At 65.1% G+C, this 22,856-nt stretch carries 24 protein-coding genes; 9 read left to right on the top strand and 15 right to left on the bottom strand.

Annotated elements, in window-relative coordinates; genetic code table 11:
* Positions 1–53 precede the first annotated feature (53 nt).
* From G3I74_RS00340 to G3I74_RS00285, 12 genes are all read right to left on the bottom strand, one after another.
* Entirely contained in the window at positions 54–2,447 is a 2,394-nt protein-coding gene (locus tag G3I74_RS00340) for a complex I subunit 5 family protein (RefSeq protein ID WP_164208838.1), read from the bottom strand.
* On the bottom strand, positions 2,444–3,940 hold the full coding sequence (locus G3I74_RS00335) for a complex I subunit 5 family protein (RefSeq protein WP_164208835.1): 1,497 nt from the start codon (positions 3,938–3,940) through the stop codon (positions 2,444–2,446). The genes G3I74_RS00340 and G3I74_RS00335 overlap by 4 nt, the downstream gene beginning before the upstream one ends.
* Entirely contained in the window at positions 3,937–5,433 is a 1,497-nt protein-coding gene (locus G3I74_RS00330; RefSeq protein ID WP_164208832.1) for a proton-conducting transporter transmembrane domain-containing protein, read from the bottom strand. The genes G3I74_RS00335 and G3I74_RS00330 overlap by 4 nt, the downstream gene beginning before the upstream one ends.
* Positions 5,423–6,919, bottom strand: a complete 1,497-nt coding sequence (locus G3I74_RS00325) for a proton-conducting transporter transmembrane domain-containing protein (RefSeq protein ID WP_164208829.1) — start codon at positions 6,917–6,919, stop codon at positions 5,423–5,425. Before G3I74_RS00325 ends, G3I74_RS00330 begins: the two co-directional genes overlap by 11 nt.
* Positions 6,916–7,233 carry a sodium:proton antiporter gene (locus G3I74_RS00320; RefSeq protein ID WP_164208826.1) on the bottom strand — a complete coding sequence of 106 codons (318 nt, stop codon included), beginning with the start codon at positions 7,231–7,233 and terminating at the stop codon, positions 6,916–6,918. The genes G3I74_RS00325 and G3I74_RS00320 overlap by 4 nt, the downstream gene beginning before the upstream one ends.
* Positions 7,234–7,261: 28 nt before the next feature.
* On the bottom strand, positions 7,262–7,966 hold the full coding sequence (gene mbhE / locus G3I74_RS00315; RefSeq protein ID WP_164208822.1) for a hydrogen gas-evolving membrane-bound hydrogenase subunit E: 705 nt from the start codon (positions 7,964–7,966) through the stop codon (positions 7,262–7,264).
* Entirely contained in the window at positions 7,963–8,211 is a 249-nt protein-coding gene (locus G3I74_RS00310) for a Na(+)/H(+) antiporter subunit B (RefSeq protein WP_164208819.1), read from the bottom strand. The genes mbhE and G3I74_RS00310 overlap by 4 nt, the downstream gene beginning before the upstream one ends.
* On the bottom strand, positions 8,198–8,524 hold the full coding sequence (mnhG, locus tag G3I74_RS00305) for a monovalent cation/H(+) antiporter subunit G (protein ID WP_203594420.1): 327 nt from the start codon (positions 8,522–8,524) through the stop codon (positions 8,198–8,200). The genes G3I74_RS00310 and mnhG overlap by 14 nt, the downstream gene beginning before the upstream one ends.
* A complete protein-coding gene (locus G3I74_RS00300) occupies positions 8,521–8,802 on the bottom strand; it encodes a monovalent cation/H+ antiporter complex subunit F (RefSeq protein ID WP_164208816.1) in 282 nt (93 codons plus the stop codon). The genes mnhG and G3I74_RS00300 overlap by 4 nt, the downstream gene beginning before the upstream one ends.
* Complete coding sequence (locus G3I74_RS00295) at positions 8,799–9,272, bottom strand: Na+/H+ antiporter subunit E (RefSeq protein WP_164208813.1); 474 nt, start codon at positions 9,270–9,272, stop codon at positions 8,799–8,801. Before G3I74_RS00295 ends, G3I74_RS00300 begins: the two co-directional genes overlap by 4 nt.
* A gap of 123 nt (positions 9,273–9,395) precedes the next feature.
* On the bottom strand, positions 9,396–10,964 hold the full coding sequence (locus G3I74_RS00290) for an amidase (RefSeq protein WP_164208810.1): 1,569 nt from the start codon (positions 10,962–10,964) through the stop codon (positions 9,396–9,398).
* A gap of 25 nt (positions 10,965–10,989) precedes the next feature.
* Positions 10,990–11,892: an acyltransferase gene (locus G3I74_RS00285; protein WP_164208807.1), complete on the bottom strand. Its 903-nt coding sequence runs from the start codon at positions 11,890–11,892 to the stop codon at positions 10,990–10,992.
* Positions 11,893–11,923: 31 nt separating this feature from the next.
* Between G3I74_RS00285 and hspQ the strand changes: the two genes are divergently transcribed.
* The 8 genes from hspQ to G3I74_RS00245 all read left to right on the top strand — a co-directional run bounded on the left by hspQ (position 11,924) and on the right by G3I74_RS00245 (position 17,986).
* Positions 11,924–12,238, top strand: coding sequence for a heat shock protein HspQ (gene hspQ / locus G3I74_RS00280; protein ID WP_164208804.1), 315 nt, complete (start codon positions 11,924–11,926; stop codon positions 12,236–12,238).
* An 11-nt stretch (positions 12,239–12,249) separates the two neighbouring features.
* Positions 12,250–12,828, top strand: coding sequence for a methyltransferase domain-containing protein (locus G3I74_RS00275; RefSeq protein ID WP_164208801.1), 579 nt, complete (start codon positions 12,250–12,252; stop codon positions 12,826–12,828).
* 91 nt (positions 12,829–12,919) lie between these two features.
* Positions 12,920–13,642: an acetoacetyl-CoA reductase gene (gene phbB, locus G3I74_RS00270; protein ID WP_164208799.1), complete on the top strand. Its 723-nt coding sequence runs from the start codon at positions 12,920–12,922 to the stop codon at positions 13,640–13,642.
* 222 nt (positions 13,643–13,864) lie between these two features.
* Complete coding sequence (locus G3I74_RS00265; protein ID WP_164208795.1) at positions 13,865–14,233, top strand: phasin family protein; 369 nt, start codon at positions 13,865–13,867, stop codon at positions 14,231–14,233.
* Between the two features lie 88 nt (positions 14,234–14,321).
* Positions 14,322–14,831 (top strand): polyhydroxyalkanoate synthesis repressor PhaR, encoded by a 510-nt coding sequence (phaR, locus tag G3I74_RS00260; protein WP_164208791.1) that lies wholly within the window; start codon positions 14,322–14,324, stop codon positions 14,829–14,831.
* Positions 14,832–14,882: 51 nt separating this feature from the next.
* Positions 14,883–15,638 carry an SDR family oxidoreductase gene (locus tag G3I74_RS00255; protein WP_164208788.1) on the top strand — a complete coding sequence of 252 codons (756 nt, stop codon included), beginning with the start codon at positions 14,883–14,885 and terminating at the stop codon, positions 15,636–15,638.
* 27 nt (positions 15,639–15,665) lie between these two features.
* Positions 15,666–17,438 (top strand): PHA/PHB synthase family protein, encoded by a 1,773-nt coding sequence (locus tag G3I74_RS00250; RefSeq protein ID WP_164208785.1) that lies wholly within the window; start codon positions 15,666–15,668, stop codon positions 17,436–17,438.
* Positions 17,439–17,548: 110 nt separating this feature from the next.
* Entirely contained in the window at positions 17,549–17,986 is a 438-nt protein-coding gene (locus G3I74_RS00245; RefSeq protein WP_164208782.1) for a DUF1499 domain-containing protein, read from the top strand.
* Positions 17,987–18,044: 58 nt separating this feature from the next.
* Here the strand turns inward: G3I74_RS00245 and pyrC are convergent, their stop codons facing one another.
* Positions 18,045–19,094 (bottom strand): dihydroorotase, encoded by a 1,050-nt coding sequence (gene pyrC, locus G3I74_RS00240; protein ID WP_164208779.1) that lies wholly within the window; start codon positions 19,092–19,094, stop codon positions 18,045–18,047.
* A gap of 113 nt (positions 19,095–19,207) precedes the next feature.
* Between pyrC and G3I74_RS00235 the strand changes: the two genes are divergently transcribed.
* Positions 19,208–20,443 carry a saccharopine dehydrogenase family protein gene (locus G3I74_RS00235; protein ID WP_164208774.1) on the top strand — a complete coding sequence of 412 codons (1,236 nt, stop codon included), beginning with the start codon at positions 19,208–19,210 and terminating at the stop codon, positions 20,441–20,443.
* On the opposite strand, the gene G3I74_RS00230 is transcribed toward G3I74_RS00235, so the two are convergent.
* Both G3I74_RS00230 and G3I74_RS00225 read right to left on the bottom strand, forming a co-directional pair.
* On the bottom strand, positions 20,440–21,450 hold the full coding sequence (locus G3I74_RS00230) for a homoserine O-acetyltransferase family protein (protein WP_164208771.1): 1,011 nt from the start codon (positions 21,448–21,450) through the stop codon (positions 20,440–20,442). The two genes, G3I74_RS00235 and G3I74_RS00230, sit on opposite strands and share 4 nt — an antisense overlap.
* Entirely contained in the window at positions 21,447–22,775 is a 1,329-nt protein-coding gene (locus tag G3I74_RS00225; protein WP_164208768.1) for an O-acetylhomoserine aminocarboxypropyltransferase/cysteine synthase family protein, read from the bottom strand. Before G3I74_RS00225 ends, G3I74_RS00230 begins: the two co-directional genes overlap by 4 nt.
* Between the last annotated feature and the right edge of the window lie 81 nt (positions 22,776–22,856).

Raw genomic sequence — 22,856 nt, 5'->3', positions numbered from 1 at the left:
ATCTTGGGCGGCCCGGCAATGGGATTTTTGATGGCGTCTTCTCGGCTCAGAAATCACGGCATGGGAAGTTTTAGCAGCCGCAACGCCAGGGCCAGGCACAGCAGGATCACGAAAGCGATCAGTAGCCCGGAACTCAGGTCACGCGCCACTTTCCTGACCCGTCCTCGGGCGGCCCGGACCAGCGCGCCCTGCGCCAGTCTCTCGCTGACCGGCCAGTGTGCACGATCAGGTGCCAAAACCACGGCGGCCAGCTCGGCCGGCCAGCTGCGCTCCGGCCAGTTGTGGTCGGGATGGTCGCTTTCGGTGCCAAGTGCCGCCTCCAGTTCGGCCAGAATCTCCTGCATCTCGCTTCCGTCCAGTCCGGCATCAAGCTGCTTTTGGGCCACCTCGACCGCCCGTGAGGCCAGCTTTTGGCAGAACGCTTCGTCCCGGCCCAGCCTTTGTGATCGACGGTCGCCGGCCATGGCGCGTTGAACCAGCTCCGTCCCCAGCCAGCCTGCGATCAAGTGGGTGCCGTTGATCAGGGCGTCGCCCGGGTATTGGTCCTTGTGCTTTTGTGCCAGCCGGTCTGCCGCCACAAGCAGGCGGTCGCGCTGTTGGTCCAGCGCCTCAAACAGCCGGTCTTCGTATGGTTCGTGGGTTCCCGGGCGGGTCAGCCCGTCAACATCACGGCGCAGCGCCCGGCACAGTCTTCGATATAGCCTCCGGACCGTCCCGGGGGCCGCAGCCCGCGCGGTCGCCGCCAGGCAGGACAACTGAAGGCATAGGTTGACAAGCCCAGTTCCCAGCTTTCGGTACCACCAGGCAACGCCCACGGCCTGAGGCAGCTGCAGGTTGAACCAGCCGAATTTCATCCCGGCGACAAACACTGCCACGCCGCCGGCCAGAGTCCCGGCCGAAGCGATCAGGTCCTGACCGCTCATGAAGTAGTGCTCCAGGTAGTAGGTAATCGGTTGTGCGGAAACGCCCCAGTCAGCCAGTGCGGGTGCGATCACGGATCCGAGCAGTTCGTGCGGACGCCAACCCAGCCAGATAATGGGCACAACCGGCATCAGCATGCCGACCAGCAAGGCAGGCTGGACCTCGCGAACGCGCTTGGGCTGCTGCGGTTTTCTTAGAAAGATCAGGCCGATGAACTTGATGAACGAGGCGACCGTGCCGGCGCATGCGGCCATATACAGCCACTCGGCGTAGACCAGGATCTGGCCACCTTCGCGCTGGCTGGCTTCGACCAGGCCATGGTGGATCATGCATTTGCTGACGAAACCATTGAAAAGCGGCACACCGGCGATGCCGGCGGCGGCGACCAGCATGCAGGCAAAGGTGACCGGCATGCCTCGCCACAACCCACCGAGACGATACATGTCTGCGGTTCCCGCGCGCAGGGCCACGGCGCCGGCACCGAGGAACAGGCAGGATTTGAACAGCGCGTGGTTGACCACGTGGAGCAGAGCGCCGGCCGTGGCCATGGCCCCATCGGCGGCCAGAAAGGCGCCGACGCCCAGCCCGGTCAGCACGAACCCCATCTGGCTGACGCTGTGCCAGGCGAGCATGCGCTTGGCCGAATGCTGGCCCAGCGCCAGCACGACGCCGATCAGCAGGGTTGTGATACCCAGCAGGGTCAGCAAAAGGCCCATGTCGACGGTCTCGCCCCAGGCCTGGGTTTCCGGCGTCGGCGCCATCAGCATGTTCAGGCAGCGGAACAGGCCGTAGGCGCCGGCCTTGATGATGACGCCGGAAAGCAGGGCGCTGGCCGGCGCCGGCGCCACCGGATGCGCTGCCGGGAGCCAGATATGCAGCGGCACCATGCCGGCCTTGACGCCGAAGCCAACCAACAGGAGGGCGAAAATGCTCCAGCGCCAGCCCGCGCCGACCGCTTCGGGCAGCGGCTGCCAGGCCAGGCTGCCGGCCTGTGCCTGAATCGCCATAACCCCCGCCAGCAAAGCGATGCCCCCGGCCAGTGTCATCCAGAAATAGGTGATGCCGGCAGAGCGTGCCTCCTGGCTGCCGCTGTGGACCACCACCAGTACAGCGACCAGGCCAAGCAGTTCAAAGAACACAAACAGGGTCAGCAGGTCGGCAGCGAGCACCACGCCCAGATTGGTGGCCAGCAGCACCAGGCAGACCGACAGGAATCGCCGTCGGTGCGGGTCGTCGCCGAGATAGCCGGTTGCGTAGACGACGGCGCTGAGCCATACCAGGGTACCGACGAGCGCAAACAGCAGGCCGAATGGGTCGGCCTGAAAATGAAAACGGCCGAGAAGGCCCGGCAGGCTGCCGATCAGGATTTGGCCCTGAATGACCGTCGGGGCGAGGACGAGCAGCCCCGCCAGCACCAGCACGACCGTGGTGATGGCAAGCGCGTTCTGCCCGCCCGAATTCCTGATGGCGGGCAATGCGGCCGCCGCGAGCAGCGGCAAGAGAACCAGCGCCGAGAGCATCGTCATCCGCTGCCGCCCAGCAGCGTTGCTGCCGCCAATCGAGCCAGCTCCAGCGGCAGTCCGGGCAGGGTCGCGGCCAGGCCCAGCAAGGTGGTGATCACTGCGCTTGTCGCCGTCATCGCCAGCATCAGGGATGGTGGTTCGCCAGCGTCTGCGTCGGCTGGCGGTGGCCCGGGAAGCGGCAGCCAGATGCGCAAGATCAGCGGCCACAGATAGGCGGCGGCCAGGAGCGAGCCGACCAGCAACACGCTCAGCGAGACGATGCTCCCGTCCGCGAGTAGAGCGGCACCGAGCAGCCATTTGCTGAGAAAGCCGGACAGGGGTGGTACGCCGACCATGGCCAAGGCCAGCAGGGTCATCAACACGCCCGTGCGCGGCATGCGGTGGCCCAGCCCGTCGAGCTGGCTGACGCGCGTGTAACCGGTCCCGGCAGCAACCAGGCCGGCGCAGAAAAACAAACCGGCCTTGATGAAAGCGTGATGGCTGAGATGCATCAGGGCCCCGACCAGCGCCAACTCGCCGAGCGTGGCAACGGCCAGCATGACGTAGGCCATCTGGCTGATGGTGGAATAGGCCAGTCGGCGCTTGAGTTCATCCTCGCCCACCGCCAGTGCGCCGGCGCAGATTGCGCTGATGCCCGCCAGCAGCGCAAGCCAGGGCATGACGCCGAGTTCGGTGAGCACGCTGGTGCCGAAGACTTCGAAGACGACGCGGAGTATTCCGAAGCTGCCGGCCGCCACCATGATGCCGGACAGAAGGGCTGAAAATGGCGCCGGGGCGGCAGGATGCGCATCCGCCACCCAGCCGTGCAGCGGCATCAGCGCTGACTTGACCCCGAAGCCGATCATGAAACAGGCCCAGGCCGTCAGCAAGTGTCGCTGGCTGGCATCGGCTGCAAACAGGCCGCCGGGAACGAACCGCAGATCGCCGGCGAGGAAATAGACCAGGATGACGCCGGTCAGAATGAACACCCCGCCGACGACGATGTAGACGATGTATTTCAGGCCTGCCGCTCGCGCCCGCTGGCTGCGGTCATGGACGATCAGCACGTAGCCGATCAGCGAGAACAACTCGTAGAACGCAAGCAGCGTCATCAGGCTGGCGGCAAAGGCAACGCCCAGCATCAGTCCCTGGGAAACCAGGACCAGGGCCAGAAACCGTCCCAGCCTGGGATCGTCGCCCATGTATCGCAGCGCATAGGCAGTGGCCATCGGGAACAGAGTTGCAATGAGCAACGCGAAAAGCGTCCCCAGCGCGTCTGCGCGCAGCACGATGCGAAGCGGCGGTGCCAGCTCCATCAGCGCCAGCTCGAACTGGAAGCCCTGGCGCACCGCCATGATCAGCACAACTACCAGGCCGAGGCACAGGCCGCCGGTGCCCAGCGTGATCGGTCCCAGCAGTTGCCGATGCCGGCTTGCTGCGGCCAGCAGCGTTGCGCCGGCCAGTGGCACGACGAGGATCCAGAGCGGCAGCAGCGAGGGCAGGGTCACGCTGGTCATGGTCGCGACAGCTCCAGGCCAAAGGCGAAATTGACCGCCGATTCGGCCAGCGCGAAAGGCATGGCCGGGGCCTGGGCGCCGATGCCCAGCAACACCACGTAGGCCGCGCACGCCAGGATGGGCCCCAGCAACAGGATTTCTGGTTCCTCGCGGGACAGGCTCGGGTCCGGACACGGCTTGAAGTAGGCCCGGTAGATGATCGGTAACCAGTAGGTGGCGTTGAGCAGGGCGCTGAGCATCATCACTGCGACGTAGATCGGCATGCCGGCCGCCAGCGCGCCGGCCGACAGATACCACTTGGTGATGAATCCGGCCAGCAGCGGCACGCCCATGAAGCTCAGGCAGGCGATCGTGCAGGCGCCCATGGTCCACGGCATGATCTGACCCAGGCCGTCGAGTTCCGAAACGCGGGTCTTGCCGGTGCGTTTCTCGATCGCGCCGGCGACGAAGAACAGGGTGATCTTGGCGAAGGCCTGGTTGGCGATATGGATGACCGCGGCCAGCGCCGCCAGCGGCGTCAGCAGGCAGGCCGCCAGCACGATGTAGGACAACTGGCTGATCGTCGACCAGGCCAGGCGCAGCTTGATCACGTCCTGGCGCAGTGCCATGAGCGAGGCGACGATGATGGTCAGCGCGGCAATCACGGCCAGCACCGCGGTGTAGCCGAGGCTGGCCAGCAGGTTGACGCCGAAGACGTTGTAGATGACCCGCAGCAGCCCGAAACTGCCGGCCTTGACCACGGCCACCGCGTGCAGCAGCGCGCTGACCGGCGTCGGCGCGACCATCGCGCTGGGCAGCCAAGCGTGCAGCGGCATGACGGCGGCCTTGACGGCAAAGCCGCCGATCAGCAGCACGAACAGGATCAAAAGCGTCTTCGGCGGCGTCGCCGGGTCGACCAGGCCGGGTTGGCTCAGGCTCAGGCTGCCGGTGAGGTGGTAGAGCAACGCCATCCCGGCCAGCAGGGCCGCGCCGCCGGACAGCGTGTAGGCCAGGTAGCGTCGGCCCGCTCGACGAGCCTTGAGCGTGCCGCTGTGGATGACCAGCGGGTAGGTACACAGCGTCAGCAATTCGTAGAAGATGAACAGGGTCAGCAGGTTCTCGGCAAACGCGATCGCCACCGTGGTCGAAATGCACAGGGCAAAAAAACCGAAGAACCGGCGCAGCGCGTGACTGCCCCGCATGTAGGCGATGGCATAGATCGTGGTCAGCACCCACAGGGTCGAAGAGACCAGGGCGAAAAACATGCCCAAAGCGTCGACCCGGAAAGCGAACGGCAGACCAGGCAGGATCTCGCCGGCGTTGAACACGAACACCGTGCCCGACAGGGTGGCCGGCAGCATCGACCAGACCAGGGCGAACTTGACAACGGCTGCGGCCAGGCTCAGGGCGATGCGCCAGCGCTCGTGGTGACCCAGCAACACGATCCCGAGCGCGCACAGCGCCGAGACCAGCGGCGCCAGAACCGGGCGAAGATCGAACAGCTCAGTGACCATGTCCGGCTTCCAGGATGCGAAAGCTCAGCGGTTCGATCCATTCCAGCACCATGGCCCCGGCCAGACCGCCGACCATGGCCACCAGACCCAGCATCAGGATCGGTGCTCGGATCGACAGCGGCGCTTCATCAGCCGTCAGCACCTGGCCGCGTGCCGGCGGCAGAAAGTACAGGCTGTTGATGATCCGGATCGCCCAGGCCAGGGTCAGCAGGGCGCCGCTCATGACCACCGCGATCAGCCAGGGTTGGCCGGCTTCGAGCGCGCCCAGCGCGATCTGCCATTTGCCGACGAATCCGGCCGTCGGCGGCAGCCCGGCCACGGCCAGCAGAGCGAGGGTCAGCGCCGCGCTGCTGACCGGCATGCGCTGGGCCAGGCCGCGGAGATCATCGATTCGGCTCAGGCCGGTGCTGAGCACAAGTGCACCGGCGGACAGGAACAGGCCGGTCTTGATCAGGGCATGAAAGCCCATGTGCGCCAGCGCACCGCCGACCGCGGCTGGCGTGGCCAGGCCCAGTCCCAGAGCAATGTAGCCCATGTTGGTGACCGTGGAATAGGCCAGCATCAGCTTGAGTTCGCGCTGGATCATGGCAAGCACGGCCCCGATGACGATGGCCGCCACGCCCAGCCAGACCAGCAACAGGTCCAGGGCAACGAGCGAAAAGATGTCGGCTTCGGCAAACAGCATGCGGGTGCGGATCAGGCCGACGATACCCATCTTGACCACCAGCCCCGACAGCAATGCGCTGACCGGGCTGGGTGCCGAGGCATGTGCGTCCGGGAGCCAGAAATGCAGCGGAAAGACGGCCGCCTTGACCAGGAACCCGACCACCAGGCATCCCAGGGCCAGCCCGGCTGCCGCAGGCGCTTGGGCCGCGGCCAGGCGATCGCCGATGTCGCTCATGTTCAGGCTGCCGGTCTGGGCATGCAGCAGCGCGATCGCCAGCAACACCAGCATGGAAGACACCGCGCCCACGATCAGGTACTTCAGGGCGGCCAGCGCCGCGACCGGGCCGCGCGCCAGCGCCACCAGGGCGTAGGCCGAGATCGAGAAGACCTCCATGAACACGAACAGGTTGAACAGATCGCTGGCGGCCAGGAATCCGTTCATGCCGCCCAGGTTGATCAGGACCAGGCCATGAAACAGGCTGTGCCGCTGCGGCGTTGCTTCGGTCTGGACAAAGGCCCGCGAGGCGATCAGGATCAGCAGGGTCAGCAGACCGGCGGCGCTGCCCATCAGTATACCGAGACCGTCGAAGACCAGTTCGATGCCATACGGTGCCGGCCAGCCGCCCACCGGGTAGCGCACAAGCCCGCCGTCGAGCGCCTCGCTGACCAGCGTCAGCGTGGTCGCAAGGGTCAGGGCGGCGGCCGTGATCGCCCACCATGAGCAGGCGTTGTGCCTGCGATGGAACAGCGCTGGCGCGAGTACGCCGGCGGTGATCGGCAAGACGACCGACAGGGGCAGCAGGTGAACCGCTGCACTCACTCCTCGGGCTCCAGCAACTCGTCGAGTTCGATCGAGCCGCATTCGCGCTTGACTCGCACGATCAGCACCAGGGCCAGGGCGGTCACGCTCAGGGCCACCACGATGCCGGTCAGCACCAGCGCGTGGGTGACCGGACTTGCATACGGCGCCTCAAGACCGCGGCCGAGCAGCGGCGGTGAGCCGCCATCGACCATGCCGGAAGTGACGATCAGGCCGAACACGGAAGTTTCCATGATGTTCAGGCCGATGATCTTCTTGAGCAGGTTCTGGCTGGTCAGGACGATGTAGAGCCCCACGGCGAACAGGACCACCATGGCGAAATAATCGAGATGGGCGAGTCCGCTATCGATGTATGTCCTCCTCCAGGCTCAGGAAGAACCCGGTCAGCGCAGCCGCTCCACCGAAGCCGATGGCAAGTTCCAGCAGTACCAGCGCAAACTCGCGCATCCAGCCCGGCTCTGGCAGCGCGAACCACCAGCCCACCAGCCCCAAACCTGCCAGTGCGCTGACGGTAAAAGCCAGCGGCGCAACGGCGCGCAACCAGAACAAGGCACCGGTGTGCAGAGCGCCGCGCAGGCGATCCGGACCCAGGGCCAGGCTTAGCAGGATCATCAGCGCGCCCAGCACAACGCCCCCCTGAAAGCCGCCGCCAGGCAGCACGTGTCCTTCAATGATCATGAATAGCGCGAACAGGGCGATGAACGGCGTCATCAGGCGAATGACCTGATCAACCACCGGACTGACCGGTACGCGTCGGGGCGGCGGCTGCGTCCGCGGTCCGCCGGCGCTTCGAACCAGGAGTACGGCAATAAGGGCGGCAAAGATCACGACCACTTCGCCATAGGTGTCCAGCGCCCGGTAATCGAGTAGCACCGCGGTGACCCGATTGCCGGTTCCGCCTTCTTCGACGCCATCCGCCAGATAGTTTGCTGCCACGTGGCGGTGCACGGCTTGATCGGCTTCGCCCGGCGGCGGCAACTGGCTGACGCCGGCCATCATCAGCGCGGCCAGCACCACCACCAGCACCAGAGCGAGGGCGCTTCTCATTTTTCTCGTCGCCCGGTGCGGGTCAGGGCGTAGAAAAACAGGACAGCGGTGATGCCGGCACCCACCGCGGCCTCGGTCATGGCCACATCCGGTGCGCCCCGATGCACCCACAGCAGGCACAGAGAAAAGCTGTAGATCGAAAACAGTACGACCGCGGCGGCCAGATCCTTCAGCCGCGCGATCGCCAGCGCGCAGCCGATCAGCAGCGTCAGAATCAGCAGATCGAAAACGTCATTCGGGCTCATTGCCTGGCTCCCGGGTCCAGGGCACGTGACCGGCGTGCCAACCGGCCCGCGCCAGCGCGTGGCCGGCGGTTGGGCTGGTGATTACGATCAGGGCGATCAGCGCCAGGATGCGGATGGTGGAAATCTCGGGACCGCTGAGCAGCGCGGCGCCGGTCAGGATCAGGACGGCACCGATCGGGTCGCACTTGGTCGTCGCGTGCAGGCGGCAGTAGAAGTCCGGCAGCCGCAGCAGGCCGATGGTCCCGGCCAGGAAGAAGCCGCAGCCGGCCACGATCAAAAGCCCGGCGACTGCCGTCAGGGCCAGGCCGGTCACGGCGCGGATTCCGGATGCGGCAGACGGCCGGTTTCGACCAGTCTGCCGACGACCAGGCTCACGGTGAAGCTGAGCAGCCCGTAGACCAGGGCGACGTCCAGCCACAGGCCCTGGTCGAGCACGGTGCCGAGCAGGACCAGAATGATGAGGGTCTTGGTGCCGATAACGTTGGCCGCGACCAACCGGTCCAGCAGAGTCGGCCCGAGAATGGCCCGGAGCAGGCAGCCGATCGCGTTAAGCAGCAGGAAAAGCAGCGCACCCCACAGCAGCGTGGTCATGCCGTTCTTTCCAGCAGCCGCGCCAGGCGGCGTTCAAGTATCCGATCGGTGATCGGCGTGGCAAAGCGCGCTTTCAGGCAGTGGATGGTCAGCAGGTCGCCTTCCAGGTCGACGCAATGGGTGCCGGGCGTCAGGGTGATGCTGTTGGCCAGCGCTGCGCGAGCCAGCGGGCGGCGCAGCGAGGTGCGGTACTTGATCACCTCGGGCGCGATGGCCATCTCCCGGCTCAAAACCAGGCGCAGTACCTGCCAGGCGGCCGGGATCACCATCGGAATCAGCGCCAGGGCATAGACCAGCAGACCCAGCGTCTCGCCCGTCTCCAGCCGGGTCTGGCTCCCGAGATAATGCAGGCTGATGGCGGCAACCAGGCCGGCCAGGACCAGTCCCAGCAAGCCGGGCCACCAGCCCAGCCCGGCGGTCAGGATCAGCCAGAACAGGAATCCGGCCGCGGTCAGACGAATCCAGCGCAAGGCGCCCTCCAATCGCCCGGTACCTGCTCCTGCGCGGAAAGGGCACCGAGCCCTCCATGGTCCTCGTCATCCAGTATACGCCGGTGACGATCGGGGTTTTTTATCGCCCCCGGTGCGTACCGTTCAGGGCGTGCCGCCGGGGCGCGCGCTGGGTCTGGCCACGGCGCCGCGCTGGAGCTCGAATGCGCGCGCGGCGCGAATCAGGGTGGGCTCGCTGTAGCGACCGGCAAAAAAGCTCAGGCCCACCGGCAGGCCGTGGACTAGGCCCATGGGCACGGTCACGGCCGGGTAGCCGGACACGGCGGCCGGGGTCGAACTGCCGCCGCCGAAATGATCGCCGTTGATCCAGTCGATCTTCCAGGCCGGGCCGCCGCTGGGCGAGATCAGCAGGTCGACCTCATGCTCGGCCAGCAGGCGGTCGATGCCGTCGGCGCGCGTGGCCGCATGGACCCGGGCCAGCGCCTCGAGGTATTCCTCGGATTCAATCCCCGAAGTTTCCTCGGCGCGCTCGAAGTGCTCTTGTCCGAACCAAGGCAACTCCAGTTCAGCGTGTTGCTGGTTAAACTCGATCAGCGCGGCCAGATCGAGTTGGCTCAAATCCGTATCGGGCAGATCCCCCAGGTAGGCGTTGAGGGCGTGGCGGAACTCGTGCAGCAGCACGGTATAGGTGTCATCCCAGAAACCGTCGGGCCACTCCAGGGAAACCTCGTCGATGATTTCCGCGCCGGCCTCGCGCAGCTGCGCCACGGCCTGGTCGTAGGCCTGGTTGACGTCGGGATGGAAGTCGGAAAGCCCGCGCATCACGCCGATCCGCAGGCCCTCGAGGCTGGCATTGTCCAGCGCGGCCAGCAGATCCTCAGCGCGCCAGTCCGGGCGCTGTGAGGTCGCTTCATCGGCAGGATCGACCCCCATCGAGGCCGCCAGCACGCGGGTGGCGTCGGCCAAGTCCATCGCCATGGGTCCGGCGGTGTCCTGGCTGTGCGAGATCGGCACGATGTGGGTGCGGCTGACCAGCCCGACGGTGGGCTTGATGCCGGCGTTGCCGTTGGCCGAGGCCGGGCAGACGATCGAGCCGTTGGTCTCGGTGCCGATGGCCACCGGCGCGAATCCGGCGGCCACGGCCGCGCCGGACCCGGCGCTGGAGCCGCACGGCGTGCGCGTCAGATCGTAGGGGTTGCGCGTCTGGCCGCCGAGCGCGCTCCAGCCGCTGGACGAGCGCTCGCCGCGGAAGTTGGCCCACTCGCTCAAGTTGGTCTTGCCGAGAATGACCGCCCCGGCTGCGCGCAGGCGCGCCACCAGCGGGGCGTCGCGGCCGGTGTGGTTGGAAGACAGCGCCAGCGACCCGGCGCTGGTTGGCTGGTCGCGGGTTTCGATGTTGTCTTTGAGCAGGATCGGGATGCCGTGCAGCGGGCCGGGTTCGCCGCCGCCGGCCAGATGCTCGTCCAGCGCGCGCGCCTGATCGAGCGCGGTCGGGTCGAGCGCCAGCACGCTGGCCAGTTCAGCATCCAGCGTGTCGATCCGATCGAGAAAATGGGCGGTCAGCGCCTCGGCGCTGATCTGCCTGCCGACCAGCTGCTGGTGCAGCTCGTCGATGGGCTGTTCATGCCAGGGCGTCTGCGCGCCGGCGGCAGCGCAAATCATCAGGACAACGAAGCCGATCAGGGCCTTGCGATGAGAGGGTTTCAGGTTCATAGGACGGTTCCGGGGCAGGTTGAGGTCAATGAGCGGCTCGCTCCAGCAGGCGCTGTATGGTCGCGTCCTTTTCCGTCCAGAGCTCGTTGAGCCAGTTCTGAAAATCGCGCCGGAAGGCCTGGTCGGTATGGTAGTCGCGGCCTTTGAATTCGGGCGGAACGGGCAGCACACGCACGTTGACCCGAACCTCGGGAATGCGGTCGGCAAACAAATCGAACAGCTCTCCCCGGCCGTGGGGATAGACCAGGGTGACGTCGATGATGCCGTCGAGCACCTCGCCCATGGCATCAAGTACGAATGCGGTCCCGCCGGCTCTGGGCTTGAGCAGGTGCTTGTATGGGGAGTTCTGGGCGGCGTGTTTTTCCGACATAAAGCGCGTGCCTTCGACAAAGGCACCGATCACCACCGGGATATCGCGATATTTCCGGCAGGCCTTGCGGGTGGCCTCGATATCGCGTCCGGCCAGCTCCGGGCGACGAGCGATCTGCTCGCGGGTGTAGCGCTTCATGAACGGGAAATCCAGCGCCCACCAGGCCAGGCCCAGGATCGGCACCCAGATCAGCTGGCTTTTGAGGAAAAAGCGCAGCATCGGCAGACGGCGGTTGAAGACCTTTTGTAGCACCGGGATGTCGACCCAGCTCTGGTGATTGCACAGCATCAGGAACCTGCCGTTCGGCATGGCATCGGGCAGACCCTCGACGCTGACCTGGAGGTGGGTCAGATGGTCCATCATCCAGCTGTTAACGTCGATCCAGCTGGCGACCAGCGCCATCAGCCAGCGATCGCAGATTCGACGCACTGGTTCAACGCGCAACAGCGCTTTGACCAGGGCGACCGTCATCAGGGGCGCGACGTGAACGAGGCTGTTGAGCGTGAGCAGCATCGTGGCGCCGACGATGCGCAGGCTGCGACCGATTCGATGGATCATCGGATGTCGATGGGCTGGTAAGCTGGTGAATATGGATCATAAACCGAATTTCTTCATCGGGCAGGTCATCCGTCATGTCCGTTTCGGCTATCGCGGGGTCATCATTGACGTTGACCCGGTTTATCAGGGCACGGAGGCCTGGTACACGCAGGTGGCGCGCTCGCGCCCGCCGAAGGACCGGCCGTGGTACCACGTGCTGGTCCACGAGGCCGACCACTCGACCTATGTGGCCGAACGTCATCTGGAAGATGATCGCGAAGGCGGGCAGGTGGATCATCCGGCGCTGGGGCAGTTCTTTTCGCGCTTTTCCGACGGGCGGTATCTCACCTCCCGCGCCCTGCAGTAGCGCCTGACAGCGTGCGCGGCGTGGAACAGGTCCCGTGGCTTTACGACGCGCTGATCCGGCTGTTTCCGGGCTTGGCGCGCTGGCGCTCGGAGCTGATGCGCCAGGCCCGTGGCCGTGTGCTGGAGGTCGGTTGCGGCACCGGCCTGGGACTGCGAGAACTCGCCGGGCAAACCGAGCGCGTCTGGGGTATTGACCCGGCCGCCGGTTCACTGCAGCGCGCCGCAGGCCGGGTGCCCTCCGCGGGCCTGGCCGTGGCCAGCGCCGAGTACCTGCCATTTGCTGACGACAGTTTCGATTGCGTGGTCTCCAGCCTGGTGTTCTGCAGCGTCGGAGATCCCGAACGCGGCCTGGCCGAAATTCGCCGGGTGCTGGCTCCCGGCGGTTTCTTGCTGATGTTTGAGCATGTGCAGGCCCGCAGTCAGCCATTCGCCGGGTTGCTCAACACGATTCAGCCGGCCTGGACGACGATCACCGGTGGCTGCCATCCCAATCGGCACACCGAATGTATCGTTGAGAAGGCCGGTTTTCGTATCGATCCCGATTCCCGCCGCGCCAGCGGTTTGATGCGCATGTTCCTCGCCTATCCGTAGCTTTTGTCATGTTGCGCTGCACAGTTACATTTTGGTTTCATGCAGGCACAATAGCGCCCGTTGGATCAGAAACTGCTTCGGGAGTAGCAACATGGGTAAGGTCGCTATTGTCACTGGCGGAACCCGCGGAATCGGCGAGGCCATCTCCAAAGAGCTCATTGATAAAGGCTTTACGGTGGCTGCAAGCTACGGCGGTAATTCGGAAGCCGCGGCCGCGTTCGAGCGCGAGACCGGGGCCAAGTCCTACCAGTGGGACGTCGGTGACTTCGAGGCCTGCCAGGAGGGCGTTCGACAGGTCGAGGCCGATCTCGGCCCGGTCAGCGTATTGGTCAACAATGCCGGGATCACCCGCGACGGGACCATGCACAAGATGACCGCCGAACGCTGGCAGGAAGTCATCCAGACCAACCTTACCTCGTGCTTCAACATGTGCCGCGCCGTCATCGAGGGCATGCGCGAGCGTCAGTACGGCCGCATCGTCAATATCGGCTCGGTCAACGGCCAGGCCGGCCAGTACGGCCAGGTCAACTACGCCGCGGCCAAGTCCGGCATCCACGGGTTCACCAAAGCCCTGGCCCAGGAAGGGGCGGCCGTTGGCGTGACCGTCAACGCCATCGCGCCGGGCTATATCGCCACCAGCATGGTTGAGGCCGTACCCGGCAAGGTGCTGGAAAAAATCGTCGCTCGGATCCCGGTAGGTCGTCTGGGCCGGCCGGAAGAGATCGCGCGGGGTGTATCGTTCCTGGTCGCCGAGGATGCCGGCTTTATCACCGGCTCCACGCTGTCGATCAACGGCGGCCAGCACATGTACTGAAGAACGTTTTACGACGTTCCCGGGCGCACCGGCCCTGATTGAAAAACTCGGTGCGCCATCCTCAACATTGGTAAACACCGGGCCGCCCGGCCCGAACCGCAATCCCCCGAGTGACTGATGTTGCACTGCACAAAAACCTGTGCTAGTATTTTGTGCAACGCACAATCATTAAGTGCGTGAAGACGCCCAAAGCCACTTTTGACAGAGACAGTGAGGAACACCATGAATACCCCGACCGCCTTTACCGAAATGAAAAAAGCCCAGGACATTCTGATGGAAGCCATCGACAAGTCCGCGCGCACCAACCTGGAATCCGTTCAGAAACTGCTCGAGCTCAACAAGGAGCGCATGACCGGCCTGAGCGATGTCAGCAACCCCAGCGATCTGATTGCCCGCCAGTCGGCTGCCTTCAAGGAATATGCCGAGCATCTGAGCGCGCACATGGAAGCCCTGACCGCCATCGGCACCGAGTCGCGTGAGCAACTCACCGAACTGGGTCAGGAGTTTGCCAAGACCATGGACTTTTCCACAATGTTCGGTCTGGCCGAAGCTCCGAGCAAGCCCAAGGCCAAGACCTCCGCCAAGTCCTGACCTGATTCCCGCTTGACGCCGGCAGGCGCAGCCTGCCGGTGTTTTGTGCACGTGCTAACACACGGGTTACACTAGCAGGATCATGACTATGACCGCCGAACCCCGCATCATCAAGAAGTACGCCAATCGGCGTTTGTACGACACCGGCTCAAGCCAGAGCATCACGCTGCAGGACGTTCGCGACCTGGTTGGCACTGGCCATCATGTGCAGGTCGTGGAAGCCAAGACGGGGCGTGACGTGACCCGTTCAGTCTTGCTGCAGATCGTTGCCGACCAGGAGTTGCTTGGCCGTCCGGTGCTCAGCAACGAGTTCCTCGAATCCATGATCCGGGTGAGCTCCAACCCGATGCGCGACCTGACTCGCGGCTACCTCGAGCGGGTGATGACCCACATCGAGTCGCAGCAAGACTCGGTTGAGCGGGCCTGGGCCTCGACGCTAAAGTCGTCGGGCCTGGAGGATCTTGGCAATGTGTCGCCTCTGGCCCCTTTCCGACAGTTTCAGAAAAAGATGTTCGAATTGTGGAGCGCGGCCCTGACGCCGAGCCTGCGCGACGATCCCCCGGCTGATCCCGAAGAAGAAGAAAAGCGCGGGTCCTGAAGCGGGCCGGCGTCTTCCACCCATTGCTTCCAGCACAAGGAAAACCCAGGCATGAAGCTTGACGACAAGATCGTGGTCATTACCGGCGCCGCTCGCGGCCTCGGTGCCGCCATGGCGCGGCAACTGGCAGAACAAGGCGCGCGCATCGCGCTGATCGACCTGAAGTCCGACCAGTTGTTTGAAACCGCGAAATCCCTCCCCGGCGGCGACCACCATGCCGTGGTGGCCAGCGTGTCCGATGAGCAGCAGGTCGAGGCCGCCTTCGCCGAAATCGAGTCCCGTCTCGGCCCGGTCGACGTGCTGATCAACAACGCCGGTATCACCCGCGATGGTCTGCTGCTCAAGGTCAAGGACGGCGAGGTTGTCGACCGCATGTCGCTGGAGCAGTGGCAGCAGGTCATCGATGTCAATTTGACCGGCGTTTTCCTGTGTGGCCGGGCTGCGGCCGAACAGATGATCCGCGCCGGTCGCAGGGGCGTGATCGTCAATATCTCCAGCATCTCGCGCAGCGGCAATTTTGGCCAGACCAACTACACCGCCTCCAAGGCCGGCAACGCCGCGATGACGGTGAGCTGGGCCAAGGAACTGGCCCGCTACGGAATTCGTGCCGCGTCGGTCTCGCCGGGTTTTACCGCAACGGAAATGGTCGCCGCGATGCCGGACAAAGCCATCGACAAGATTACCTCCGGGATCCCGCTGAAACGCCTGGCCGAGCCGGATGAAATTGCCGCCACGGTGCGCTTCATTATCGAAAACGACTACGTCAACGGACGCGATTTTGCCGTCGACGGCGGATTGCGACTGTAAACGAATCGGGCAAAAGAGGGAACAGACATGAGTGAACAGCAAACGATGGCCACCCGCAAAGAGCTGGCTGAACTGACTGCGGAAATTTCGCGCATCGCCCGCTTGTCGGCCGACTTGAGCCTGCGCCAGGCCAGGCGGCTTGAACTGCCGACCCTCGACCCGCTCAACCTGAAGCGACCCCTGCTGCAGGCGACCATGAGCACCGTGCGCCACCCGACGCGCATCCTGGCCGCACAGTGGAGCCTGACCCGGCGCTACCTGTCGCTGTTGAAATATTTAGGCTTCCGCGCCATCGGCCGCGAGACCGAGCCCGCGGCTGCGGCTGCCCGCGCCGACCGCCGCTTTCGCTCCGAGCACTGGGACGAGAAGCTGATTTTCGATCTGCTCAAGCAGGCCTACCTGCTGACTGCGGACTGGATGCTCGACAACGTCGCGCAAATGCAGGGCGTGAGCACCGATGATCGCCAGCGCATTCACTTCTATACCCGCCAGTTCGCCGAGGCCTTGTCGCCGAGCAACTTCATCCTGACCAATCCGGAAGTGCTCGAGACCACGCGCAAGGAAAAAGGCCTGAACCTTCTCAGAGGCTTCCGTCAGCTTCTGGAAGATGTCCAGCGCGGCGATGGACAGCTGCTGATATCGATGACCGACTACGACGCGTTCGAGGTCGGCAAGAACATCGCCACCACGCCGGGTTCGGTGGTCTACCAGAACGAGATGATGCAGCTCATACAGTACACCCCGACCACCAAGACGGCCTACACCAAGCCGCTGCTGATCGTGCCGCCCTGGATCAACAAGTTCTACATTCTCGATCTGCAGCCCAAGAACTCGTTCATCAAGTACGCGGTCGATCGCGGCTACACGGTGTTCGTGATCTCCTGGGTCAATCCGGACGAAAAGCTGCGCTACAAGCGCTTCGAGGACTACGCCCACGACGGCATTTTCGAGGCCCTTGACGCGATCGAAAAAGCAACCGGTCAGCGCCAGGTCAACGCCATCGGCTACTGCATCGGCGGCACCCTGCTGGCGGCCACCCTGGCGCTGATGAAAGCGCGCGAGGATGACCGTATCCAGTCGGCCACCTTCTTCACCACCCAGGTCGATTTCTCCGAGGCCGGCGAGCTCAAGGTCTTCATTGACGAGCATCAGCTGAAAAACCTGGAAAAGAAGGTCAAGAAGCAGGGCTACCTGGACGGCGAAAGCATGGCCATGACCTTCAATATGCTGCGCGCCAGCGACCTGGTCTGGAGCTTCGTGGTCAACAACTACCTGCTGGGCAGGAAGCCGGCCAGCTTCGATCTGCTGTACTGGAACTCCGACTACACGCGCCTGCCCGAGACCATGCACTTGTACTACCTGCGCAAGATGTACCTGGAAAACCGCCTGGTCGAGCGCGGCGGCATCGAAATGGACGGCGAGCCGATCGATCTGCGCACCATCGACCTGCCGGTCTACATCCAGTCCAGCCGCGAGGACCATATCGCCCCCTACCCCTCGGTCTACAAGCTCACTCAGCTCATCAGCGGCGATACCACCTTCATGCTCGCCGGCTCCGGCCACATCGCCGGCGTGATCAATCCACCGGCAGCCAAGAAGTACGGCTACTGGACCAACGACGCCCTGCCGCCCGATCCTGAAGACTGGATTGCAGGTGCCGAAGCCCACCAGGGCAGCTGGTGGCCGCACTGGGATCAGTGGCTGAAGGCCAGGTCCGGCAAGCGCATCCCGGCGCGCGTGCCCGGTGACGGCGAACTGCCGGTGATCGAGCCCGCGCCCGGCAGCTACGTCAAGGCCTGATCACCCTCAAGCCGCCCCCTTGACTATGGGGGCGGACTGCAACCGCGCCCGGAGCGAACTGGACGTGCCGGAAAACACGATTCCGTGAAACCTGCAAAACATGTTCTGCCATGAAAACACTGATCATTATTGGCGTAGTGTTGGTTGTTGTCGGCGTCGGCGGCCTGGTCTATCTGGGCCAGAAATCCAGGACTGGCACGGCTCCTGGCCTTCAGGTGGGGCAACTGACTGCCTGCCCGTCGTCGCCAAACTGTGTGTCCAGTGAAGCCAACACGCCGCAGGAGCAGAAAGTGGATCCGCTACCCTTTCGGGTCTGGGGACAGATTCCGTCTGTCGTCGAGGAAATGGGCGGCACCGTGACCCGGAACGAGGGCAACTACATCGCCGCCGAATTCACTTCCAGCCTGTTCAAGTTCACCGATGACGTGGAGTTTCGCCGGTCCGATGACGCCGTGCACGTCCGTTCGGCGTCTCGGGTCGGCTACTCGGACATGGGCGCCAATCGGGAGCGCGTTGCGGCGTTGCGCGACCAACTGGGCAACCAATAGCGCGCTCCGAAGACGGCTTGGCTCGTGAGATCGCGCGGGCAGGTTTGGGGTCAGGGCGCTAGCAATTTTCGACCTCGGCTGCCAGGCGCCAACGTGCTGCCCCGCCGGCGCGCAGCGGAACGCCCGATTCGCCACCGAAGTCGACCTGCTCAGGGATGGCTTGCTGTTCGCGTAACAGGGTGATGGTGTCCGCGTTGCGGTTGATGCCGTAGAAAGCCGGCCCGTAGTGGCTGGCAAAGCCCTCGAGCTTGTCCAGCGCGCCGGCGTCTTCGAACACTTCCGCGTAAAAACCCATGGCGTTGCGGGCTGAGTAAATGCCGGCGCAGCCGCAGTCGGATTCCTTCGCGCCCTTGGGGTGCGGGGCCGAGTCGGTGCCGAGGAAGAATTTCGGGTTGCCGCTGGTGGCGGCTTCGACCAGGGCCTGGCGGTGGCGCTCGCGCTTGATCAGCGGCAGGCAGTAGTGGTGCGGGCGCAGGCCGCCGTCGAACATCGCGTTGCGGTTGAGCAGCAGGTGGTGGGCGGTGATGGTGGCGGCCAGGTTGGACGGCCCCTGGCGCACGAAGTCGGCCGAGTCTTTGGTCGTAATGTGCTCCAGCACCATGGGCAGTTCGGGAAAAGCCTCGACCAGGCGGGTCAGATGGCGGTCGATGAACACCGCCTCGCGGTCGAACACGTCGATGTCGCCCTCGGTGACCTCGCCGTGCATCAAAAGCGGAAGACGAACCTCCTGCATGGCCTCCAGCACCGGCCAGACCCGATCGATCACCCGCACCCCGCTGGCGGCGTTGGTGGTCGCGCCGGCCGGGTAGTACTTGACCGCATGTACGTGCTCGCACTCGGCCGCGCGGCGGATCTCGTCGGGGCTGGTCTGCTCGGTCAAATACAGGGTCATCAGCGGCTGGAAATGCATGCTTTCCGGCACCGCCGCCAGGATGCGCTCGCGGTAGGCCAGGGCCAGGTCCACGGTCGCCACCGGCGGTTTGAGGTTGGGCATGATGATGGCGCGGGCGAACTGGCGGGCGGTATCGGGCACCACGCTTTTGAGCATGGCGCCGTCGCGCACGTGCAGATGCCAGTCGTCGGGTCGGGTCAGGGTCAGGCTCTGCACGGAAGACATCCTTTTAGGGCACAAGACAAGTTTATCAGCCTGGCTGGCCCGGGCCACATCCCAGGCGCCAGCGGTTAAGCTTGGGACCGACTGTTTTCGAGGGATAAGATCACATGAGCAATCCGCCGGAATTCCACCTGGTGCTGCTGGGCGCGACCGGATTTACCGGGCGCCTGGTGGCCGAGTACCTGCTCCAGCGACATGGGGCCGGCGGCGAATTCAAATGGGCGCTGGCCGGGCGCAGCCAGGACAAGCTCGAACGCGTGCGCGACGAGCTGGGCGAGGCCGCCGCCGAGTTGCCGCTACTGCTGGCCGACTCGCACGATCGCGCCTCGCTCGACGCACTGGTCGCGCGCACCCGCGCGGTGTGCAGCACGGTGGGACCCTATGCGCTGCACGGCTCGGAGCTGGTCGCGGCCTGCGCGGCCGCCGGTACGGACTACTGCGACCTGACCGGCGAGGTGCCCTGGATGCGCCAGATGCTGGATGCGCACGAGACGGCAACGAGTCAGTCCGGCGCGCGCCTGGTTCACTGCTGCGGGTTCGACTCCATCCCCTCCGACCTGGGCGTTTGGTTCCTGCAGCACCACGCCCAGCGCCTGTTCGGCCAGCCGATGACGCGCGTGCGCTTGGGCGTTCAGGCGCTCAAGGGCAAGATGAGCGGCGGTACGGCGGCGAGCATGCTCAACATCATCGAGTCCAGCCGCTCGGACTCGGAGATCGCGCGCATCGTGAAAAACCCTTATGCGCTGTGTCCCGAGGCATTCCGCGAGGGCCCGCGCCAGCCCTACGTCAAGGGCCCGACTTTCGACGAGGATCTCGATGCCTGGCTGGCGCCATTCGTGATGGCGGCGATCAATACCCGTATCGTCCATCGCTCGCATGCCCTGCAGGGTCGACCCTGGGGCGAAGACTTCACCTACGAAGAGGCGATGATGACGGGCACGGGGTTCAAGGGTCGGCGCCAGGCTATGACCTGGTCGCTGGCCCTGGGTGGCTTTGCCCTGGGCGCGAGCCTGGGCCCCACCCGCAAGCTGCTCAAGAATCGTTTCCTGCCCAAGCCGGGTGAGGGCCCGTCCAAGGCCGCGCGCGAGCGCGGATTCTTCAAGCTGCTGCTGGTCGGCCGCGACGACGACGGCCACGAAATCCGGGTGCGGGTCAGCGGCGACCGTGACCCCGGCTATGGATCAACGGCCAAGATGCTGGGCGAAGCGGCCTACACCCTGGCTACCGATGTGCCGGAGGGCTCACCTCCCGGCGGCTTCTGGACGCCTTCGACCGCCATGGCCGAAAAGCTCATGCCACGCCTGGTCGAGCATGCGGGTCTGACCTTCGAGGTGCTGGACTAGCGCACACCCTGACAGCAGCTCAAGCGATAGGGCAGTTTGCGCCGGCAGCGAAAGTCGGTCACCAGGCGGTTGAGTGCATCCTGCTTGATCAGGAAGGCGTCGTGGCCGTGCGGGGCGTCCAGGGTGGCCAGCTCGGCATCGGGCATTTCGGCAGCAATTGTTTCCAGTTCGGCCGGCGGGTAGAGCAGGTCGGTGGTGATGCCGACCAGCAGGGTCGGGACTTCGGTCGCGCGCAGCGCGGAGACGGTATCGCCGCGGCCCGGGCCGATATCGTGGTTGTCCATGGCCTCGGCCAGGCGCAGGTAGGCGTTGCGGTCGAAGCGCTCGGTCAGCGCGCGGCCGTGATGGTCCAGCCAGCCGCCGGTCGGATCTTCGGGATCGGACGCATCGAAGCGCGGGTTGAGATTGTCCCAGTGGCGGTAGCTGATCATGGCGACCATGCGCGCCAGATCCAGCGAGTCATCGAGCTCGAGCGCGCGCCGCTGGACATGGTTGAACGCTCGCGCCCAGGCCGTCTGCCGGGCCGGCGCGGCGATCACCGCAGCGGCATCGACCCGCTCCGGATGGCTCACCGCCCATTCCAGCGCCTGCATCCCGCCCAGCGAGCCACCGATGACCAGGCGCAGGGTGTTGACGCCGAGATGGTCGAGCAGCAGCCGCTGGGCGTCGACCATGGCCCGCACCGTGACCGAAGGAAAGGCCTCGCCGCTGCCGTCCAGCGGCGGGCCGCTGGTCAGTCCGCAGCCACCGAGGACGTCGGCGCAGACGATGAACTCGCGTTCCGGATCCAGCGCCTTGCCCGGCCCGAGCAGGCCCGACCACCATTCATCCACGTCCGCGCTGCCGGTCAGCGCCGGGCAGACGAGGACCGCGTTGTTGCCGGCCCGGTTGAGCCGGCCCCAGGTGCGATAGCCGATCTGCAGGCGCTTGAGTTCCAGTCCGCCGTCCAGCGGCGGCGGGCGCTCGAACTTCACCACCTGGCGTTCATGGACATCGCCGCGGTTCATGCCGCGACTTCCAGGCCGGCCTTTTCCAGGGCCTGGGTGAAGTCGGCGATGATGTCGTCGATGTGCTCGATGCCGACCGAGACCCGGATCTGCTCAGGCTTGATGCCGGCATCCTTACGCTCGGTCTCGCTGAGCTGCTGGTGGGTGGTGCTGGCCGGGTGGATGACCAGCGTCTTGGCGTCACCCACGTTAGCCAGGTGGCTGGCCAGCTTGACCGAGTTGATGAAGGTCTTGCCGGCCGCTTCGCCACCGCGGATACCGAAGGTCAGCACCGGGCCGAAGCCGTGCTGGAGGTATTTTTTCGCCCGCGCATGCCAGCGATGGTTCTCCAGTCCCGGGTATTCGACCCAGGCCACGGCCGGCTGATCGTCCAGCCAGCGCGCCAGCGCCAGGGCGTTGTCGACGTGGCGCTGAACCCGGAGCGACAGCGTCTCCAGGCCCTGCAGGAACAAAAAGGCGTTGAACGGGCTCATCGCCGGACCCAGGTCGCGCAGGCCCTCGACCCGCGCCCGGATGGCAAACGCGATGTTGCCAAACTGGCTGCCGGCGCCGAAGACTTCCCAGAAGTTCAGCCCGTGGTAGCCGGGCGCGGGATCGGTAAACAGCGGAAAGCGGCCGTTGCCCCAGTCGAAGGTGCCGGCATCGACGATCACCCCGCCGACCGAGGTGCCGTGTCCGCCGATCCACTTGGTGGCTGACTCGACGACGATATCGGCGCCGTGGTCGATGGGTCGGACCAGGTAACCGGCCGCGCCGAAAGTGTTGTCGACGATCAGCGGCAGGCCGTGCTTTTTGGCCAGCTTTGACAGGCCTTCGAAGTCCGGGATGTGCGAGCCGGGGTTGCCGATGGCCTCGACGTAGATGCCGCGGGTCTTGTCGTCGATCTTTTCTTCGAACGCGGCCAGGTCGTCGCCCTGGACCAGGCGCACGTCGATGCCCATGCGCGGCAGCGAAACCTTGAACTGGTTGTAGGTGCCGCCGTAGAGCGAGGCGCTGGCGACCAGATTGTCGCCGGCCTGGGCGATGGTGGTGATGGTGATCAGCTGGGCCGACTGGCCGGAGCCCGTGCCGACCGCGGCCACGCCGCCTTCGAGTGCGGCGACGCGCTTTTCGAACACGTCCACGGTCGGGTTCATGATCCGGGAGTAGATGTTGCCGAATTCCTGCAGCCCGAACAGGCGGGCGCCGTGGTCGGCGTCGTCGAAGGTGTAAGAGGTGGTCTGGTAGATCGGCACCGCGCGCGCGTTGGTGCCGGGGGCGGGTTCCTGGCCGGCGTGGACCTGCAGGGTCTCGAAATGGAGGGGCGGCTTGTTGGCGTCGGTCATCGTGCGTTCCTTTTGGTTTGGCTCAAGTCTGTCAATGTCGGCGGCCAGGCTCCGTGATGCGGGCATTGGGCACGAAAAAAC

It is taken from the genome of Wenzhouxiangella limi, from assembly GCF_010499265.1.
In the GTDB taxonomy this organism is placed as follows: Bacteria; Pseudomonadota; Gammaproteobacteria; order Xanthomonadales; family Wenzhouxiangellaceae; genus Wenzhouxiangella; species Wenzhouxiangella limi.
Note: the sequence above shows the minus strand (reverse complement) of the source record. Positions and strands in the feature narration are given on the sequence as shown.

Excerpts from the sequence above, each read along its gene's own strand:
- G3I74_RS00340 (WP_164208838.1), bottom strand. The coding sequence starts at position 2,447 with ATGACGATGCTCTCGGCGCTGGTTCTCTTGCCGCTGCTCGCGGCGGCC.
- G3I74_RS00335 (WP_164208835.1), bottom strand. The coding sequence starts at position 3,940 with ATGACCAGCGTGACCCTGCCCTCGCTGCTGCCGCTCTGGATCCTCGTC.
- G3I74_RS00330 (WP_164208832.1), bottom strand. The coding sequence starts at position 5,433 with ATGGTCACTGAGCTGTTCGATCTTCGCCCGGTTCTGGCGCCGCTGGTC.
- G3I74_RS00320 (WP_164208826.1), bottom strand. The coding sequence starts at position 7,233 with ATGGTGGTCCTGTTCGCCGTGGGGCTCTACATCGTCCTGACCAGCCAG.
- mbhE (WP_164208822.1), bottom strand. The coding sequence starts at position 7,966 with ATGAGAAGCGCCCTCGCTCTGGTGCTGGTGGTGGTGCTGGCCGCGCTG.
- G3I74_RS00310 (WP_164208819.1), bottom strand. The coding sequence starts at position 8,211 with ATGAGCCCGAATGACGTTTTCGATCTGCTGATTCTGACGCTGCTGATC.
- G3I74_RS00300 (WP_164208816.1), bottom strand. The coding sequence starts at position 8,802 with ATGACCACGCTGCTGTGGGGTGCGCTGCTTTTCCTGCTGCTTAACGCG.
- G3I74_RS00290 (WP_164208810.1), bottom strand. The coding sequence starts at position 10,964 with ATGAACCTGAAACCCTCTCATCGCAAGGCCCTGATCGGCTTCGTTGTC.
- G3I74_RS00285 (WP_164208807.1), bottom strand. The coding sequence starts at position 11,892 with ATGATCCATCGAATCGGTCGCAGCCTGCGCATCGTCGGCGCCACGATG.
- hspQ (WP_164208804.1), top strand. The coding sequence starts at position 11,924 with ATGGATCATAAACCGAATTTCTTCATCGGGCAGGTCATCCGTCATGTC.
- phbB (WP_164208799.1), top strand. The coding sequence starts at position 12,920 with ATGGGTAAGGTCGCTATTGTCACTGGCGGAACCCGCGGAATCGGCGAG.
- G3I74_RS00265 (WP_164208795.1), top strand. The coding sequence starts at position 13,865 with ATGAATACCCCGACCGCCTTTACCGAAATGAAAAAAGCCCAGGACATT.
- phaR (WP_164208791.1), top strand. The coding sequence starts at position 14,322 with ATGACCGCCGAACCCCGCATCATCAAGAAGTACGCCAATCGGCGTTTG.
- G3I74_RS00255 (WP_164208788.1), top strand. The coding sequence starts at position 14,883 with ATGAAGCTTGACGACAAGATCGTGGTCATTACCGGCGCCGCTCGCGGC.
- G3I74_RS00250 (WP_164208785.1), top strand. The coding sequence starts at position 15,666 with ATGAGTGAACAGCAAACGATGGCCACCCGCAAAGAGCTGGCTGAACTG.
- G3I74_RS00245 (WP_164208782.1), top strand. The coding sequence starts at position 17,549 with ATGAAAACACTGATCATTATTGGCGTAGTGTTGGTTGTTGTCGGCGTC.
- G3I74_RS00235 (WP_164208774.1), top strand. The coding sequence starts at position 19,208 with ATGAGCAATCCGCCGGAATTCCACCTGGTGCTGCTGGGCGCGACCGGA.
- G3I74_RS00230 (WP_164208771.1), bottom strand. The coding sequence starts at position 21,450 with ATGAACCGCGGCGATGTCCATGAACGCCAGGTGGTGAAGTTCGAGCGC.
- G3I74_RS00225 (WP_164208768.1), bottom strand. The coding sequence starts at position 22,775 with ATGACCGACGCCAACAAGCCGCCCCTCCATTTCGAGACCCTGCAGGTC.